This window comes from Candidatus Blastococcus massiliensis AP3 (assembly GCF_000582785.1).
GTDB lineage: Bacteria > Actinomycetota > Actinomycetes > Mycobacteriales > Geodermatophilaceae > Blastococcus > Blastococcus massiliensis.
The window spans coordinates 399,128-414,762 of record NZ_HG931173.1 but is presented as its reverse complement, the minus strand read 5'-3'; the positions used below and the strand labels follow the sequence as shown (position 1 = coordinate 414,762).

Annotated in this window: 20 protein-coding genes and 1 other RNA gene; 16 read left to right on the top strand and 5 right to left on the bottom strand. The window is 73.3% G+C overall.

Annotated features, from left to right (window positions below):
- Positions 1–387: 387 nt before the first annotated feature.
- Together BN344_RS02035 and BN344_RS02030 are read right to left on the bottom strand one after the other, a co-directional pair.
- Positions 388–1,143, bottom strand: coding sequence for a sulfite exporter TauE/SafE family protein (locus BN344_RS02035; protein ID WP_040336814.1), 756 nt, complete (start codon positions 1,141–1,143; stop codon positions 388–390).
- Between the two features lie 28 nt (positions 1,144–1,171).
- A complete protein-coding gene (locus BN344_RS02030; protein WP_040336813.1) occupies positions 1,172–1,648 on the bottom strand; it encodes a nucleoside deaminase in 477 nt (158 codons plus the stop codon).
- A 27-nt stretch (positions 1,649–1,675) separates the two neighbouring features.
- Between BN344_RS02030 and BN344_RS02025 the strand changes: the two genes are divergently transcribed.
- The 3 genes from BN344_RS02025 to BN344_RS02020 all read left to right on the top strand — a co-directional run bounded on the left by BN344_RS02025 (position 1,676) and on the right by BN344_RS02020 (position 3,210).
- Positions 1,676–2,395 carry a PIG-L deacetylase family protein gene (locus BN344_RS02025; protein ID WP_040336812.1) on the top strand — a complete coding sequence of 240 codons (720 nt, stop codon included), beginning with the start codon at positions 1,676–1,678 and terminating at the stop codon, positions 2,393–2,395.
- A 29-nt stretch (positions 2,396–2,424) separates the two neighbouring features.
- An RNA gene (rnpB, locus tag BN344_RS18990) (RNase P RNA component class A) lies at positions 2,425–2,838 on the top strand.
- 135 nt (positions 2,839–2,973) lie between these two features.
- Entirely contained in the window at positions 2,974–3,210 is a 237-nt protein-coding gene (locus BN344_RS02020) for a hypothetical protein (protein ID WP_040336811.1), read from the top strand.
- On the opposite strand, the gene BN344_RS19330 is transcribed toward BN344_RS02020, so the two are convergent.
- Entirely contained in the window at positions 3,207–3,377 is a 171-nt protein-coding gene (locus BN344_RS19330; RefSeq protein ID WP_081788307.1) for a DUF1059 domain-containing protein, read from the bottom strand. The genes BN344_RS02020 and BN344_RS19330 overlap by 4 nt on opposite strands.
- Before the next feature lie 215 nt (positions 3,378–3,592).
- Between BN344_RS19330 and BN344_RS02015 the strand changes: the two genes are divergently transcribed.
- The 9 genes from BN344_RS02015 (at position 3,593) to BN344_RS01975 (ending at position 11,464) form a co-directional block, all read left to right on the top strand.
- Positions 3,593–4,261 (top strand): prepilin peptidase, encoded by a 669-nt coding sequence (locus BN344_RS02015; RefSeq protein ID WP_231486422.1) that lies wholly within the window; start codon positions 3,593–3,595, stop codon positions 4,259–4,261.
- Positions 4,262–4,490: 229 nt separating this feature from the next.
- Positions 4,491–4,721, top strand: a complete 231-nt coding sequence (locus tag BN344_RS02010) for a Flp family type IVb pilin (protein WP_040336809.1) — start codon at positions 4,491–4,493, stop codon at positions 4,719–4,721.
- Between the two features lie 141 nt (positions 4,722–4,862).
- Positions 4,863–5,300 (top strand): TadE/TadG family type IV pilus assembly protein, encoded by a 438-nt coding sequence (locus BN344_RS02005; protein ID WP_081788306.1) that lies wholly within the window; start codon positions 4,863–4,865, stop codon positions 5,298–5,300.
- A complete protein-coding gene (locus BN344_RS18810) occupies positions 5,288–6,304 on the top strand; it encodes a pilus assembly protein TadG-related protein (protein WP_051515445.1) in 1,017 nt (338 codons plus the stop codon). The genes BN344_RS02005 and BN344_RS18810 overlap by 13 nt, the downstream gene beginning before the upstream one ends.
- 5 nt (positions 6,305–6,309) lie before the next feature.
- Positions 6,310–6,966, top strand: coding sequence for an RcpC/CpaB family pilus assembly protein (locus tag BN344_RS01995; RefSeq protein WP_155858709.1), 657 nt, complete (start codon positions 6,310–6,312; stop codon positions 6,964–6,966).
- A 1-nt stretch (position 6,967) separates the two neighbouring features.
- Positions 6,968–8,161 (top strand): AAA family ATPase, encoded by a 1,194-nt coding sequence (locus tag BN344_RS01990; RefSeq protein WP_040336808.1) that lies wholly within the window; start codon positions 6,968–6,970, stop codon positions 8,159–8,161.
- The gene (locus BN344_RS01985; protein ID WP_040336807.1) at positions 8,158–9,642 is read left to right on the top strand and encodes a CpaF family protein; all 1,485 of its coding nucleotides are present in this window, start codon (positions 8,158–8,160) and stop codon (positions 9,640–9,642) included. The genes BN344_RS01990 and BN344_RS01985 overlap by 4 nt, the downstream gene beginning before the upstream one ends.
- A complete protein-coding gene (locus BN344_RS01980) occupies positions 9,642–10,580 on the top strand; it encodes a type II secretion system F family protein (protein WP_040336806.1) in 939 nt (312 codons plus the stop codon). The genes BN344_RS01985 and BN344_RS01980 overlap by 1 nt, the downstream gene beginning before the upstream one ends.
- Positions 10,580–11,464 (top strand): type II secretion system F family protein, encoded by an 885-nt coding sequence (locus BN344_RS01975; protein WP_040336805.1) that lies wholly within the window; start codon positions 10,580–10,582, stop codon positions 11,462–11,464. The genes BN344_RS01980 and BN344_RS01975 overlap by 1 nt, the downstream gene beginning before the upstream one ends.
- A gap of 165 nt (positions 11,465–11,629) precedes the next feature.
- On the opposite strand, the gene BN344_RS01970 is transcribed toward BN344_RS01975, so the two are convergent.
- Positions 11,630–11,965 (bottom strand): hypothetical protein, encoded by a 336-nt coding sequence (locus BN344_RS01970; protein ID WP_040336804.1) that lies wholly within the window; start codon positions 11,963–11,965, stop codon positions 11,630–11,632.
- Positions 11,966–12,104: 139 nt separating this feature from the next.
- Here BN344_RS01970 and BN344_RS01965 point away from each other — a divergent pair, with 139 nt between their 5' ends.
- The 4 genes from BN344_RS01965 to BN344_RS01950 all read left to right on the top strand — a co-directional run bounded on the left by BN344_RS01965 (position 12,105) and on the right by BN344_RS01950 (position 14,308).
- On the top strand, positions 12,105–13,229 hold the full coding sequence (locus tag BN344_RS01965) for a baeRF2 domain-containing protein (protein ID WP_040336803.1): 1,125 nt from the start codon (positions 12,105–12,107) through the stop codon (positions 13,227–13,229).
- Positions 13,230–13,258: 29 nt separating this feature from the next.
- Positions 13,259–13,516, top strand: coding sequence for a DUF2795 domain-containing protein (locus BN344_RS01960; protein ID WP_040337795.1), 258 nt, complete (start codon positions 13,259–13,261; stop codon positions 13,514–13,516).
- Positions 13,516–13,746 carry a hypothetical protein gene (locus tag BN344_RS01955; RefSeq protein ID WP_040336802.1) on the top strand — a complete coding sequence of 77 codons (231 nt, stop codon included), beginning with the start codon at positions 13,516–13,518 and terminating at the stop codon, positions 13,744–13,746. The genes BN344_RS01960 and BN344_RS01955 overlap by 1 nt, the downstream gene beginning before the upstream one ends.
- 124 nt (positions 13,747–13,870) lie before the next feature.
- Entirely contained in the window at positions 13,871–14,308 is a 438-nt protein-coding gene (locus BN344_RS01950) for a ChaB family protein (RefSeq protein ID WP_040336801.1), read from the top strand.
- 12 nt (positions 14,309–14,320) lie between these two features.
- Here BN344_RS01950 and BN344_RS01945 read toward each other — a convergent pair whose 3' ends face one another.
- On the bottom strand, positions 14,321–15,619 hold the full coding sequence (locus tag BN344_RS01945; protein WP_040336800.1) for a M24 family metallopeptidase: 1,299 nt from the start codon (positions 15,617–15,619) through the stop codon (positions 14,321–14,323).
- Between the last annotated feature and the right edge of the window lie 16 nt (positions 15,620–15,635).

The window sequence follows — 15,635 nt, the reverse complement described above, 5'->3', positions numbered from 1 at the left end:
GGATGAGCGCGAGCACGAGCGAGACAGCGATCGCGGTGACGAACACGGCCGCACCGAGGGCCAGCCGGTTCCACAGCGGCCGCTCGGACGCCACGGCCCGGGCCCTCCAGGTCAGCAGGGCGAGAAGCAGCAGGTGCATCGCGACGATCAGGGGGACGTCGAGGCGCGCGCTGAGGCCCCCGACCGCGTCCGGGGTGATCAGCCGGGTGATCGCCAGTCCCAGGTACGGCAGGGTCACGAGCAGGAAGAGGGCGAGCAGCCACCGCGGAGCTCCCGGCAGCAGCCGGATGCGCGGAGGAGCAGGCATGGGGGACATATCGGCCGGTGCCGGGAGCCGATGAACGCCAGCCCGGGCGGCTCACCCCTCCGGGGCAGTGCGGTGGGGGATCAGATGCGCAGGAACAGGTAGACCGAGACCGCGACGCCGAAGCAGACGATGAACGCCCGCAACGGGGCCGTCGGGATGCGGGTGGCGATGCGGGCGCCGACGAAGCCGCCGAGCAGGCCGGCCGGTGCCGCCACCGCCACCACGCCCCAGTGCACGTCGCCGAAGAGTCCGAACACGACCACGGTGACCGAGGCGGTGACCGCGGACAGCGCCGACTTGAGCGCGTTGGCGAGCTTCAGCCGGTGCAGGGCCAGGCCGAGGACGCCGACGAGGATCACCCCGAGGGCACCGCCGAAGTACCCGCCGTAGACCGTGGCCAGGAACAGCGCGACGTACAGCCACACGGGGTCCCCGGCGGCGGCGTCGTCGTCCTGCCGGCGCAGCCGCGCGGTGACCAGCGGCTGGAGGGCGAGCAGCGAGCTCGCCAGCAGCACCAGCACGGGGACGACGACGTCGAAGGCCTCGGTCGGTGTGGTCAGCAGGAGGACGCTGCCGACGGTGCCGCCCAGGACGGCGACCAGCCCGAGGCGCACGATCCGCGACCGCTGGCCGCGGTACTCGGGGCGGAAGCCGGCCACTCCGCCGAGGTAGCCGGGCCACTGCGCGACCGAGTTGGTCACGTTCGCCTCGACGGTGCCCAGCCCGAGCGCCACGAGGGTGGGGAAGAGGATCAGCGAGCCGCCGCCGGCGATGGAGTTGATGCCGCCGGCGATCATCGCGACCGCCGCCGCGACGAGCAGATCGAGGGCGGACACGAGCGGCGAGCCTACGGCCCGCCCTCGGTCACCTCGCCAGGAACCGCCGGTGCAGCTCGCGCACCTCGTCGTAGAGCCCGGCCACGGGGCCGTCGACGACGAGGCCGGGGGCCACCTCGGTGATCGGCAGCGGCCGGACGGGGGCGGGGGGAGCACCGAACTCGGCGTACCACCGGCTGGTCTGCGCCGCGGAGCTCGCGTAGACGATGCGACCGAGCCCGACCCAGGCGTGCGCGGCCGAGCACATCGGGCAGTGCTCCCCGGAGGTGTAGACGGTGGCGGCCGCCCGCTCCTCGGCGGTCAGGTGCGCTGCCGCCCACCGGGCGATCTCGAACTCCGGGTGCCGGGTGGCGTCCCCGCCGGCCACGCGGTTGTGGTCCTCGAAGCGCACCTGCCCCCGGGCGTCCACGAGCACGGAGCCGAACGGCTCGTCGCCGGCGTCCAGTGCGGCCCGGGCCAGTTCCAGGCATCGGCGCAGGTGCGCGCGATCGGCGTCGTCGACCATGTCCCCATCCTGCGCCAGACTCGGGCCATGCCACCCAAGCCCCTGCCCGACGACTGGCAGCGCGCCCTCGTCGTCGCCGCCCATCCCGACGACATCGAGTACGGCATCGCGGCGGCCGTCGCGGTGTGGACGGCGGCCGGCAAGGAGGTGCACTACCTGCTGGCCACCCGCGGTGAGGCCGGCATGGCCGGTGTCCCGCCGGAGGAAGCGGGGCCGATCCGCGAAGAGGAGGAGCGCCGCTCGGCCGCCGTCGTCGGCGTGAGCGAGGTGGAGTTCCTCGACCACCGGGACGGCGTCCTCGTGCCCGGGCCGGACCTGAGGCGCGACCTGGCCGGGGCGATCCGGCGGCACCGGCCGGAGCTCGTCGTCACCGGGTACTTCGGGCCGACGTGGACGCCGCCGGGCGTCTCGCCGGCCTACCTGAACTCCGCCGACCACCAGGCGCTCGGCCAGAGCGTGCTGGACGCCGTGGCGGACGCGGGGAACGAGTGGATCTTCCCGGATCTGCCCGAGGAGCGGTGGAGCGGCGTGCAGTACATCGCGGTGGGGGAGCTGCTCGACCCACCGCACGAGGTGGATGTCGCCGACCAGGTCGAGCAGGCCGTGGCGTCCCTGGTCGAGCACCGGCGGTACCTGGAGCTGCTCTCCGACGAGTCCGTCGAGGACCAGGCCCGGCAGATCGTGGACATGTCCACCCTGACCGAGGACGGACGGCGCCGCGTGGGCTTCCGGCTCTACTGGGGCTGACGTGCGCCTAGACTGGCCGGCACGACGGACGAGTCGGCTGGGCGGTCGCGTCGGCGGGGGAGACCCCGTCGCCGAGGAACGTCCGGGCTCCACAGGGCAGGGTGGTCGTTAACAGCGACCCGGGGTGACCCGCGGGACAGTGCCACAGAGAACAGACCGCCAGCGGTGCTGCTTCGGCAGAGCGGCTGGTAAGGGTGAAACGGCGGTGTAAGAGACCACCGCACACCGGGTGACCGGTGTGGCTCGGTAAACCCCACCCGGAGCAAGGTCAAGAGGGACGACGGTTCGCCGCCGTCCTGCGCAGGCGTTCGAGGGCGGCCCGCCCGAGCCTGCGGGTAGACCGCTCGAGCCTGCCGGCAACGGCAGGCCTAGATGGATGACCGCCCATCGGGAGGCCGCAAGGCACCCGTGGACAGAACCCGGCGTACAGGCCGACTCGTCCGTCGTCCTCCGCTCCGCGACCGACCGTCTTCCCTGCGAGGCACCGGGGCGGGATCCTGGTCGTCCGTCCCGGACGGAAGGGGATCGCCATGGGACACCAGGCTCGATCGGGGCACGTCAGCAGGAGGGACCGGCCGGTGGTCGTCGCGCGACCGGTGGCGGTCCGGGCCGTGGCCGTCCGCGCGGTGGCACTCGGCGCCGCGTCGACCGGGGCCTTCGCGGTGGGTGCGCTCGCCGTCGGAGCTGCGGCGGTCGGTGCGCTGGCCGTGGGGCGGCTGGCCATCGGCCGCGCCGACATCCGCGATCTGCGGGTGGGCCGGCTCGAGGTGGGCGAGCTCGTCGTGACGCGGACGACGGAGGCCTCGCCGGTCTAGACGTCGCGGACGAGGCCCCGGATCTGGGCAGCCCGTTCCGGGGTGACCTCGAGTCCGTGGACCTCTTCGGCATGCGGGCGCGCCTGAGCCATCACTTCGTCCATCGTGTCGCCGCGGACGACGGCGTCGCAGTCGAATCCGGCGTCGCGGCACTTGAGTTCCTTCACGGTGCCTCCCGCAGCAGAACTGGGTGGGATCCCCGTGCCTGTCAGCCTGGCGCACCTCGCTCCGCCGGACCAGGGGTCCGAGCGCGCATGTGACACCTGCACGGCAACGCGGCGAGGAGGCGTCGGGTCGGGCGCTTGCCCGCCACCTCCCCGGTCGCAGGACGGCGCTGTGCCAGGGTGGCCGCCGTGCCGCCGTCTTCCCTCCCGTGCGCTCCGTGATCGCGCTCGTCGCCCTCACGGGGCTCGGCCTGGGCGCCGGCGCGGTGGCCAACCAGCTGGCCGGTGCCCATCCGTGGGCGGAGCGAGAGCGCGGCAGCGCCCAGCGGGCGGTTCCGGGCCCCTGGCTGGAAGTGCTCGGCGCGGCGCTGTTCGCGGTGGTCCTGCTGCGCTTCGGCCTCACCGCGCAGCTGCCCGCGTGGCTGGTCTTCGTCAGCGCGGGCCTGGTGCTCGCCGTGATCGACCTGCGGGCGAAGCTGCTCCCCAACCGTGTCCTCCTCCCGGCCACGCTCGCGGTCCTCGTGCTGTTGACCGTCGCCGCGGCGGTCGACGACGCCTGGCCCGATCTGCTGCGCGCGGCACTCGCCGGCGCGGTCTCCTTCGGGGTCGGGCTGGTGCTGGCGCTGATCTCCCCGAGCGGGTTGGGGATGGGTGATGTCAAGCTCGCCGCCCTCCTCGGACTGGTCCTGGGATGGCTGGGCTGGCCGGTCGTGCTGCTCGGATTCCTGGTCGGATTCCTGCTCCAGGCCGTGCTCGGGCTGGCCCTGCTGGCCGTGCGGCGCGCGGGGCGCTCCACCGAGCTGCCGTTCGGTCCGGCGCTGCTCGCCGGGGCCCTGGTGGCCGCCGTCCTGAGCGGTGAATGGATCGGCCTCGACCCGCTGTTCTGATCCCTCTGCCGTGACTGTGGGTCACCGGATCGAGCGTCCGGGGGACGCCCGATCGGGCTAGCCGGTCACGTCCGGCGACCTTGATACCCCCTGCTCGGAGGTCCCTCCTCAGGGTGACGGCGTCCCCCGAACCCCTGCCGCTTTGGCTCCCGGAGCCCGATCTTGATGGAGCCGCGACCCCGGTCACCACGGCCCGATCAGTCGACGGCGGACCTCCTAGGAGATCACCGTGATCAACCCGTTCATCGCTCTGCAGCTGCTGGGCTACCTGGCCCAGGACCGCCTCGAGGCGATCAAGAACGACGAGAAGGGCGCCACCGCGGTGGAGTACGCGCTGATCGTCGCGGCCGTCGCCGCTGTCATCGCCGGCGCGATGACGATCTTCGGCGGCAAGATCACCGCCCTCTTCAACGGCATCTCGCTGGGCGGCGGCGGGGGCACCGGCACCGGCGCCAGCTGAACCGAGTCGCCCCGGGTCGTGGCCGGCGGCGCGGTCGCTCCGCAGTGACCGCGCCGCCCCACGCCCCCGCGCCGCCCCCTGTCCCCGGGCGACGCAGCGCCCCTCGAGCACCCCTCTCGCACGCAGGAAGGAGCCCGCGCGATGTCCAGCCCCATCCGCACGCATGTGCCCGGCCGCCGCCGGGTCGCCGCACGCCTGCTCGGCGAGCGCGGTGCCGCCGCGGTCGAGTTCGCGCTCATCGCGCCGGTGCTCCTCCTCCTGCTGCTCGGCATCGTCGAGTTCAGCAAGGCCTTCCACGACCAGGCGTCGCTCTCCGCCGCAGCCCGCGAGGGTGCCCGGTCGATGGCGCTCGGAGACACCCCGGCCCAGGCGCGTGACGCCGTCCGGGCCGCCGCCAACGGGCTGACCCTGGGTGACTCGCAGATCTCGGTGTCGCCGGCGTCCTGCGCGGCCGTCGCGCCCGGCAGCCGCACCACGGTCACCGTGACGGTCCGTCATCGCAAGACCTTCGTCGCCGGCCTCTTCGGCGGCGCCGGCGTCGAACTCACCGGCAAGGCGGCCATGCGATGCGGCGCCTGACCTTCCGCGGCTGGCGCGCACGCGCCCGCGACGAGCGCGGTGCGGTGGGCGTGATGGTCGCCCTCATGCTCGTCCCGCTCCTGGGCTGCGCGGCCATCGCCATCGACGTCTCCGCCCTGCGCTCCGAGCAGCAGCAGCTGCGCAACGGAGCCGACGCCGCCGCACTGGCGATCGCCACGGACTGCGCCTGGAACCCGTCCACCTGCGGCGGCGACACGGCCGCGACGGCGAGCTCGCTGGTCGTCCGCAATGCCGGTCAGGTGGGCGCCACGACGCCGACCTCGACCGTCGCCGTCGCCCCCGCCGACCCCTTCGGCCAGACGGTCACGGTGACGGCGACTGCGCGGCAGAATCACTGGTTCGCGCCGGTCCTCGGCCACGACTCCTCCACGGTCGCCGCCACGTCGACGGCGGCCTGGAGCGGGATGAGCCGGGCGACGGCGCAGCTGCCCCTGGCGATCGCGCGGTGCGAGTACGACAAGCACCGGACGCGGCCCGCCGTGAACATGGAGGCCAGCAACTCCGGCTGCACGGGCGACGGTCAGACCACGCTGCGGTTCGTCTGGCTGAACACGGACTCGGGCTCGGTCTGCCGGACCACCACCCAGGTCGGCGCTCAGGTGACCCGGTCCAGCGCCGGCGCCACCCGCATGCCCAATGCCTGCGAGGGCAAGGCCGACCACCTGTTCGGCCTCGCCGGCAAGACGGTCCTGCTGCCGGTGATCGAGGCGGTGGGCGGGGTCGACCGCGTGTACGGCTTCGCCGCCTTCCACGTCTCCGGCTACGACCTCGGCGGCGACAAGCCGTGGTCGCAGATGACCCCGCGGGAGAAGTTCTGGGCCGTCATCGAGTTCCTGATCCGGCTCTTCACCGGCACCGAGGCGAGCCCCAAGGGCCTCGGCATCGACGGCCACTTCACCACTCACGTCGAACTCTCCGACGCACCCCGTCCCACATCGGCTCCCGACCTGGGTGCCCGATCCGTCTTCCTCACGGAACGGTGATTGCCATGCAACGTCGAATCCTCGCCGCTGTCGCGGCCTTCGTGCTGGCCGCGGTCGGCGCGGTGCTGCTGATCAGCTACGTCGGCGGCGCCGACGAGCGGGCCCGCGCCAGCGAGGAGACCGTGCAGGTCCTCGTCGCCGACGCCGCGATACCCAGGGGCACCCCCGCCAACCAGCTCGAGGCCAAGGTCTCGCTCGCTGAGGTGCCGAAGCGGCTGATGGGAAGGGACGAGAAGCCGCTCACCGACCTCGCAGAGCTGGGGGACACCCCGACCTCGACCGGCATGCTGCCGGGTGACCGACTCACTCAGCAGCGATTCGCTCCGGACGCCGCCGCCGCGAAGCCCGTCGGCGACGGTCGGGAGCAGGTCAGCCTCACCCTCGAGGCGCAGCGGGCAACAGGCGGCCACCTGGAGGAGGGCGACCGCGTCGCCGTCTACCTCACCCGGGCGACCGACGCCGGAACCGCCAGCGAGCGCGTGTACGGCGACGTCGAGGTGATCCGCGTGAACGAGGTCGACGGCTCCGCCGCGCTGGGCTCCATGGTCACCGTGACCGTTGCGCTCACCGCCGAGCAGGCTGCCACGGTCATCGCCGGCATGTACGACAACGCCGTGTGGCTGTCGCTGGACGACGCCCCCAACACCACCCCGGGAGACTGACGTGACCAAGGTCCTGATCATCGGCGCGGACACCGCGCTCGAGCAGCAGTTCGCCCGGGCCACCGACGGCGACCTCGTCCACCTCACCGTGGAGCACCTCGACGTCCACGGCGGGCTGCTGGCGCGGGTCGAGGAGGCCGGCTTCCCCAACGTCGTCGTCCTCGGGCCGGACGTGGCCCTCGGGCGGGCGCTGGAGCTCGCCGAGGCCGTCGACCTCGCCCGGCCGGCGACCAGCGTCGTCATCGTCGCCGACGCCGACGCCGACCTCTGGGTCACCGCCATGCGTGCCGGCGTCCGTGACGTCCTCACTCCCGACGCGGAGCTGTCGGAGGTCACCGCCGTCCTGGAGCGTGCCGACGAGCGTGCCCAGACCCGGCTGCAGGCCACCATCCAGGAGACCACGCGGCAGCCCGACCACCGCCTGATCGTGGTCGCGTCGCCGAAGGGCGGGGTCGGCAAGACCACCGTCTCGACGAACCTGGCCGTCGGGCTCGCGCAGTCCGGGATGGGGTCGACCGTGCTGGTCGACCTGGACATGCAGTTCGGCGACGTGGCGAGCGCCCTCGCCCTCGTGCCGGACTACACCCTGCCGGACACCGTGCACGGGGCGGCCAGCACCGACCCGCTGGTGCTGAAGACCTTCCTCAGCCGGCACCCGACGGGTCTCTACGTCGTGGCCGGCAGCGACTCGCCGGCCTCCGGTGACGCGGTCTCCGCCGAGCAGGTCGCCCGGCTGCTGGACACGCTGAGCCACGAGTTCCGGCACGTCATCGTGGACACCGCCCCGGGCCTGTCCGACCACACGCTGGTGGCCCTCGAGCGGGCCACCGACCTGGTGCTGATGAGCAGTGGGGACGTGCCCGGCGTGCGTGGTCTGCGCAAGGAACTCGACGTCCTGCGCGAGCTGGGCCTGGTGCCCGAGGAGCTGCACCTGCTGCTCAACATGACCGACCCCGCCAACGGGCTGTCGCTGGCCGACGTCGAGAAGGCGGTCGGCGAGCCCCTGGACATCGTGCTGCCGCGCAACTCGACGGTCTCGCTGTCCACGAACACCGGCGTCCCGCTGCTGCAGGACAGCAACCGCGACGCCGTCAGCCGGGGTCTGCGCGAGCTGCTGGCCCGCTTCCTGCCCGACGCCGACGAGCGCCCGGCCGGCCTGCTCGGCCGGCTGCCGTTCCGGGTGGGTTCCCGATGAGTCTCAACGAGCGCCTGGCCGAGGCGCGCGGGGAGCAGGCACTGGGCGCCGACCCGGTCCGGCTCGCCCGCGAGGCGGCGGCCGAGGAGGCCAAGAGCCTGGCTGCGCGGGTGGGATCGGTCCCGAAGCAGCGGGGCGACGGCGACGCCGGCCGGTCCATCGCGACCGAGGTCAACTCGCCGGGGGAGGGGCTCAACCGCCTCCGCGAGCGGGCCACGCTGGCGCTGTTCGACCGGCTGGGCACCAAGCTCAACGACCCGGACATGCCCGAGGAGCAGCTGCACGCCCTGGTGCGTGCCGAGCTGCAGCGGGTGCTCGCCAACGAGCAGACCCCGCTGACCGCCGAGGACCGTCAGCGGCTGAGCGCCGACGTCACCGACGAGGTGCTGGGCCACGGCCCCCTGCAGCCGCTGCTCGACGACCCGACGGTCAGCGAGATCATGGTCAACGGGCCGGACATGGTCTACGTCGAGCGGGCGGGCAAGCTCACCCGGTCGACGGTGGCCTTCGCCTCGGAGGACCACCTGCGCCGGGTCATCGAGCGCATCGTCTCCCGCGTGGGACGCCGCATCGACGAGTCCTCGCCGCTGGTGGACGCCCGGCTCGCCGACGGCTCCCGCGTCAACGCGATCATCCCGCCGCTGGCGTTCGGTGGGTCGTCGCTGACCATCCGGAAGTTCTCCCGCAAGCCGTTCCAGGTCAGCGACCTGGTCGCCTTCGGCACCATGTCGCCGGAGATGGCCGAGCTGCTGCGCGCCTGCGTGGAAGCCCGGCTGAACATCGTCGTCTCCGGTGGTACCGGTACCGGTAAGACCACGCTGCTCAACGTGCTGTCGTCGTTCATCCCGGCGAACGAGCGGATCATCACCATCGAGGACGCCGTCGAGCTGCAGCTGCAGCAGGACCACGTCGTCCGGCTGGAGTCGCGGCCGGCGAACATCGAGGGCAAGGGTGCCGTCGGCATCCGCGAGCTGGTCCGCAACTCGCTGCGCATGCGGCCGGACCGCATCGTCGTCGGTGAGGTCCGCGGCGGGGAGAGCCTGGACATGCTCCAGGCGATGAACACCGGCCACGACGGCTCGCTGTCGACGGTGCACGCCAACTCCCCGCGCGACGCGGTGTCCCGGCTCGAGACGCTCGTGCTCATGGCCGGCATGGACCTGCCGCTGCGCGCCGTCCGCGAGCAGGTGGCCTCCGCCGTGGACGTCATCGTGCAGATCAGCCGGCTGCGGGACGGCACCCGTCGGGTCACCCACGTGACCGAGGTCCAGGGTCTCGAGGGCGACACCGTCACCCTGCAGGACGCCTTCCTCTTCGACTACTCGGCCGGCACCGACCTCAACGGCCGGTTCCTGGGCAAGGCCGTGCCCACCGGTGTGCGGCCGCGCTTCGCGGAGAAGTTCGCCGATCTGGGCATCTCCCTCTCGCCCCGCGTCTTCGGTGCGTCGGCGGAGCGGCCGCGCGTGCGAGGGGCCGGCTGATGGGCGGCCTCGAGCTCGTCGGCCTGCTGTGCCTCGGAGCCGGCCTGATCATCGCGATCGCGCTGGTCGCCGGAGCCGGTCGGGCACGGGTGTCGCTGCACCGGCTGGACCCGAGCGCCGCCCCGGCCTCCTCGCGTCTGGCCGGAGCGCTGCAGGACGCGACCGCGGTGGCTGACCGGCTGCTCAAGCGGGCGGGCCGCCAGCACCTGCTGGAGGAGGCGCTCGAGCGCGCCGGCATCACCCGCCGGCCGGCCGAGGTCGTCGTCCTCACGGCCGCCGGCGCGGTCGTCGCCGCCATGGTCGGCGTGGTGCTGGGCGGTCCGCTGCTCGCGGTCCTGTTCGCGCTGCTTGCGCCCCTGGTGGCGAAGGTCGTCGTCGACCGGTACCGCCATCGGCGCCAGGCCGCGTTCGTCGACCAGCTCGACGACACGCTGCACCTGCTGGCCAGCAGCCTCCGGGCCGGCCACAGCGTGCTGCGAGCCGTCGACGCGGTCTCCCACGACGCCCAGGCGCCGACGTCGGAGGAGTTCACCCGCGTGGTGAACGAGACCCGCGTCGGGCGTGACATCAACGTCGCGCTGCAGGAGGTCGCCGACCGCACCGGGAGCGAGGACTTCGCCTGGGTGGTCCAGGCCATCGCCATCCACCGCGAGGTGGGCGGCAACCTGGCGGAGGTGCTCGACGGCGTGAGCACCACCATTCGGGAGCGCAACCAGATCCGGCGGCACGCGGAGTCCCTCTCCGCCGAGGGCCGGCTGTCCGGCGTCGTCCTCATGGTCCTGCCGGTGGCGGTGTTCGTCCTGCTCAGCATCGTCTCGCCCGCTTACACGGCCCCCCTGACCGGCACCGGATCGGGCCAGCTGCTGCTGCTCCTGGCCGCGAGCCTGATGACCGTCGGCGGCCTGTGGCTGCGCTCGACCGTGAAGGTGAGGTTCTGATGCCTGCGACCGTGCTGCTGGGCGTGCTGCTCGTGGTGGCGCCCGCCGCCTACCTCGTGAACCAGGCCTTCGCGACGTCGGGCCGCACCCTGGCCATCGCGCGGCGCAACCTCACCTGGGGCCTCGGTGCCCGGGTGCTGGAGGTCGGTTCGCTGGAGTCCCGGGGCACCGGGCTCGACGCGCTGCTCCGCGTGCTGACGCCGGATCGCGCGGCCGCACGCATGCGCCGGCTCATCGGGCTGGCCGGGTTCGCCGGCGGCCGTGGGATGAGCCGTGCGCTGTGGGCCAAGCTGATCGTGGGTGCAACCGGCGCGGTCATCGGCCTGCTGACCTTCGCGGCGACGCCGGGGCCGTTCACCCTGCTGGTGGCGGCCGGCCTCGCCGTCGGCGGCTACTTCGTGCCCGACCTCGTCGTCTACGGCCGGGGCACGGAGCGCCAGGACGCGATCCGCAACGCGCTGCCCGACACCCTCGACCAGATGACCATCGCGGTGGAGGCCGGCCTCGGTTTCGACGCCGCCCTGACCCGGGCCGCCGCCAACGGCAAGGGGCCGCTGGCCGAGGAGCTGTCCCGCACGCTGCACGACATCACCGTGGGTCGCCCCCGGCGCGAGGCGTACGCCGCGCTGGCCCAGCGCACCGACGTGGAGGACCTGCGCCGCTTCGTCGCCGCGGTCAACCAGGCGGACTCCTACGGCATCGCGGTGGCCGACGTGCTGCGCGCCCAGGCCGAGGACCTGCGGGACAAGCGCCGGCAGCGGGCCGAGAAGAAGGCCATGGAGATCCCCGTCAAGGTGGTCTTCCCGCTGATGGCCTGCATCCTCCCGGCGCTGATGATCGTCGTCGTCGGACCGGCCGTCATGGAGCTCATGCGAGTGCTGTGACGGTGTGACTCGGTCGTCCTCCGGACGACACCGCGGCGATCACATCGTCGTCCTCCGGACGACACCGCCACCACGAGCCGTCCCCGACCTGAGATGAGCCGCTTCGTCGCGCCTGCGCGGAGGCCTTCGGCCCCCACTCGGCACGACAGGATTGCCCCGTTCCTGCTACCGCGGCTGGGCGGGGTTGGTCGGGTCGCCCTGGGACGGCGGGTTCACCGGCGGCCCGGTGGTCGCCTCGGAGACCTTCGAGCCGGCCGACGCGTGCGTCGGGTCGTCGGCGGCGGCCGCGGCCGGATCGCCTCCGGATGGCTGCCCGCCCTCCTCCAGCCCCTTCAGGCGGTGCTCCATCATCTGCACCACCTGGACGCGGTTGGCGTGCCCGCGCTCGTAGGTGAGCAGCGTCTGCAGGCCCTGCGCGTCCAGGGTCCGGATCCGCGAGGTCAGCCCTCCCACCGGCAGCTGGTCGTGGTCGGGAATCGGCAACTGGTCGTGCTCGGTCATGCCGACCCGCCTACCCGGGCCTCCCGGATCCGACACGGGGTGTGAGCCCCGGGTCGGTGGGTAGGCGGCTCAGACCCGACGCCGCGGCCCGGTCACGGGCGCCGCGTCAGCCGTTCGATCGAGGAGTTGCCCCGACGTCATGGACGTGTCCTTCCTGCAGCCGGTCTTCGCCGCCTCCGGGCCCTACGCCACCGTGTGCGCCGACGTGACGCACACGACCGAGAACGCCGACGCCGAGCTCGAGCTCCGCGTCCGGGCGATCGCCGAGCAGCTCACCGAGCAGGGCGCCCCGGAGGCCGTCGTCGAGGCGGTGCGCGCCCGGCTGCTGGAGGGCAACGACGGCGGTGCGGCCGGAACGCTGCGCGGCCGGGCGGTGGTGGTGTCCGCCGACGGCTCCGTGGTGCTGGACGAGGTCCTCGCCGACGCGCCGGGTCAGGCGCTGGCGGTGTGGTCGCCGCAGCCGGACCTCCTCCCGGTGCTGCGGCGGCTCGCCGGACGGGTGCCGCACGCCGTGGTCGTGGCCGACCGGGTGGGTGCCGACGTCTCGGTCGTCGGAGCATCCGGCGAGGTCGACGAGAAGCAGGTGGAGGGCGACACCTTCCACATGCGGAAGGTCAAGGTCGGCGGCTGGGCGCACAACACCTACATGCACACCGCGGAGAACCAGTGGGAGGAGAACCTCGGCCGGGTCGCCGACGAGGTGGGCTCCCTCGCGCGCCGCCTGCCCCTCCGGTTCGTCCTGCTCGCCGGTGACGTCCGGGCCCGGCAGATCCTGTCGGACACGGCGGCCGCCGGCTGGTCGGACCTGGTCGTCTCCATGGAGGAGGGTGGCCGGGCGGCCGGAGCCGACCGCGAGCCGGTGGACCGGCGCGCGGCCGAGCTGGTCGCCGAGCACGAGGCCCGCGACGTCGCCGAGGCCGTGGAGAAGGTGCAGGGAGCGAGCGCCCACGGGCTGTCGGTCACCGGCACCGAACACGTCGTCGAGGCACTGAGGAAGGGGCAGGTCGAGACGCTCGTCCTCGCCGACGAGCAGGAGGACGACACCCTGCTGGTCGGTGGCTCGCCACTGGAGCTCGGCGTGAAGCAGCAGGACATGGACGCCCTCGGCATCCACGGCCAGGTCGTCCCCGCCGACCGGGCGCTCGTCGAGGCTGCCGTCGCCAGCGCGGCCGCGGTGGTGATCGCGCCCCGCTCGGCACTCGGCGGGGCGCCGGTGGCCGCGATCCTGCGCTACACCGACGACTCGACCGACGCAGGCCGATGAGCCCGCACCCCACGACGAAGGAGCACCCCGTGACCGACCCCCACCAGCCCGCCACCTCACCCGGCACCTCGGAGGGCGGCATCGAGCGCCGGGCCGCGATCGCCGAGGTCCTCGGCAAGGAGATCTGGCCGGCCGACCGCGACCAGCTGATCGCGAAGGCCCAGGAGACCGCCGACGCAGACGGCGTCCTGGCCGACCTGCGCCGGCTCCCCGCCGGCCAGCAGTTCGGCAACGTCCAGGAGGTCGCCGAGGCGCTGGGCATCGGCACCGAGCAGCAGCGGTTCTGATGACGACCCAGAAGAAGCCGAGCCCCGAGGCCCTCGCCAACGTCACCGAGGGCAACATCGAGACGCGCGCCGAGCTCCTGCCCGAGGAGGAGGAGATGCGGGGCAGCGGCATGGAAGAGGTCGCCGCCGAGATCATCCTCGCCGAGTCGGAGGAGCGGACGCTCCATCCCGACGCGGACGACGCCCAGGGCGGGCACCGGCAGTCGTCCGACACGGCCGACATGCCCTGACGCCAGGGTGCGACGGGACGGGCATCTTCGTCCCGTCGCTCGCCCCACCGATCGGGTGACCGCCCAGGTGATCATGCGGCGCGCACCGGGTAGGGGCGGAGCCAGCACGCGAGGAGGAGAGGTCATGCCGAAGACCACGAAGAAGGGCGACGCCAAGAAGTCGGAGCTGCCCAGCACGCTCCAGCGGTCGCCGAAGAAGGCCCAGCGCACGTTCGCCAAGGCGCACGACTCCGCCGCCGACGAGTACGGCGACGAACGCCGCGCCAACCAGGTCGCGTGGGCCGCGGTCAAGCACTCCTTCGAGAAGGTCGGCGACCACTGGGCGCCCAAGGAGGGCGGCAAGAAGGGCCCCTCCGACGAGCAGGCCAAGGGCGGCCGCGGCACGAACCGGAAGACCAAGGGCGGCGTCGACGCCAACGCCACCAAGGAGCACCTGCGCAAGCTGGCCAAGAAGCTGGACATCTCGGGGCGGTCGACGATGAAGAAGAAGGAACTGGTCGACGCGATCCAGAAGGCCAGCGACAAGAAGACCGCGGACGCCCGCAAGAAGTCGAAGAAGTAGCCGTTCCGACGGTCAGCCGGCCGGGACCAGGAGGAGCTCGGTCTGCCGGCCGTCGAGGTACTGCACGCCCGCCGCCGTCAGCGCGATGCCCTGCTCCAGACCCATGCGGGCGCACTGCCCGCCCCACTCGGGCACCGGCCGCCGCACGGCCAGCTCCAGCGCGTAGACGGTGTCGGGATGCACCGGGTAGTCGCCCGGACCGGGAACCCCGGTCTGCGCGTCCCACTGCCCGATCGCCGGCCCGGCCCCGTGACCGTGCACGCCGACCGGATGGGAGTACACGTCGGCGTCGATGCCCTCGCGCGCGGCGGCCTCGCGGGCCGCGGCGAGCACCTCGTTGCCCGTGCGCCCCACCTCGAGGGCGGCGGTGGTGAGGTCCTGCATCCGGTTGCCCACGGCGAGCAGTGCGCGCAGGCCCTCGGGAGCGGCGTCCTCATCCGGCCGCAGCACGTAGGCGTTGCGCTGGGTGTCGGTGCGCAGGCCCAGGCTGGTCAGCCCCACGTCGCAGTGCAGCAGGTCGCCGGGTTCGACGACGGCGTCGTAGGGGACCCCGGGCAGGAGCGCCCCGCTCTGCTCGACCAGCGGTACCCCGGCGCGCTGCAGCGTGACCGAGGGCTGGAACCACGGCTCGACCCCGAGGTCGTGCAGTCGCTGGCGCAACCACCAGGCGACGTCGAGCGCGGTGGTCGTGCCGGGCACGACGACGGCGCCGGAGAAGGCCTCCTCGATGACCTCGTGCGCGAGCCGGTTGAGCGCGTGCAGCGCGGCGATCTCCTCGGGCAGCCGGGTCTCCAGCCACCCGACCGCCAGCCGCTCGGCCGGCACCAGGCGGTCGGCGTAGGGACCCAGCGCCTCGACCAGGAGGCGGTGCTCGGTGTGCGACAGGCCGTCGGCCAGGGCGAAGTCGGCCGAGACGTCGATGCCGATGCGCGCGGGGTCGGCCTGCTCGACGAACCGGCGCACCACGCCCCAGTCACCGCCGGCTCCGGAGTCCGCGAGCACGGCGGCCGGCAGGAACTGGCCGATCGGGTACCGGGACACCGCGACCGGCATCACGCCGTCGTCGCTGCGGTGCAGGAGCAGGATCGTCCGCCGCCGGCCCGACAGCCAGGTCGCCGGCAGCAGCGTCCCGAGCACGGGGTCCTCGTTGTACTCGCGCCCGGCGACGATCCACAGGTCGATGCCGGCGCGGTCCATCAGGCCGGGCAACAGGTCGAGCAGTCGCTGCGTCAGCCAGCGGTCGCGCACGTCGGCCTGCTCGCGCAGGGGCAGGGGTACCCGCCGCGTGGGATCGGGCAGGACGAGCGACATGCCCCTAGCGAAACAG

What these genes read in the sequence shown, in the direction of transcription:
- BN344_RS02030 (WP_040336813.1), bottom strand. Translation starts at nt 1,648, where the DNA reads ATGGTCGACGACGCCGATCGCGCGCACCTGCGCCGATGCCTGGAACTG.
- BN344_RS02025 (WP_040336812.1), top strand. Translation starts at nt 1,676, where the DNA reads ATGCCACCCAAGCCCCTGCCCGACGACTGGCAGCGCGCCCTCGTCGTC.
- BN344_RS02005 (WP_081788306.1), top strand. Translation starts at nt 4,863, where the DNA reads ATGTCCAGCCCCATCCGCACGCATGTGCCCGGCCGCCGCCGGGTCGCC.
- BN344_RS18810 (WP_051515445.1), top strand. Translation starts at nt 5,288, where the DNA reads ATGCGGCGCCTGACCTTCCGCGGCTGGCGCGCACGCGCCCGCGACGAG.
- BN344_RS01995 (WP_155858709.1), top strand. Translation starts at nt 6,310, where the DNA reads ATGCAACGTCGAATCCTCGCCGCTGTCGCGGCCTTCGTGCTGGCCGCG.
- BN344_RS01985 (WP_040336807.1), top strand. Translation starts at nt 8,158, where the DNA reads ATGAGTCTCAACGAGCGCCTGGCCGAGGCGCGCGGGGAGCAGGCACTG.
- BN344_RS01980 (WP_040336806.1), top strand. Translation starts at nt 9,642, where the DNA reads ATGGGCGGCCTCGAGCTCGTCGGCCTGCTGTGCCTCGGAGCCGGCCTG.
- BN344_RS01975 (WP_040336805.1), top strand. Translation starts at nt 10,580, where the DNA reads ATGCCTGCGACCGTGCTGCTGGGCGTGCTGCTCGTGGTGGCGCCCGCC.
- BN344_RS01970 (WP_040336804.1), bottom strand. Translation starts at nt 11,965, where the DNA reads ATGACCGAGCACGACCAGTTGCCGATTCCCGACCACGACCAGCTGCCG.
- BN344_RS01965 (WP_040336803.1), top strand. Translation starts at nt 12,105, where the DNA reads ATGGACGTGTCCTTCCTGCAGCCGGTCTTCGCCGCCTCCGGGCCCTAC.
- BN344_RS01955 (WP_040336802.1), top strand. Translation starts at nt 13,516, where the DNA reads ATGACGACCCAGAAGAAGCCGAGCCCCGAGGCCCTCGCCAACGTCACC.
- BN344_RS01950 (WP_040336801.1), top strand. Translation starts at nt 13,871, where the DNA reads ATGCCGAAGACCACGAAGAAGGGCGACGCCAAGAAGTCGGAGCTGCCC.
- BN344_RS01945 (WP_040336800.1), bottom strand. Translation starts at nt 15,619, where the DNA reads ATGTCGCTCGTCCTGCCCGATCCCACGCGGCGGGTACCCCTGCCCCTG.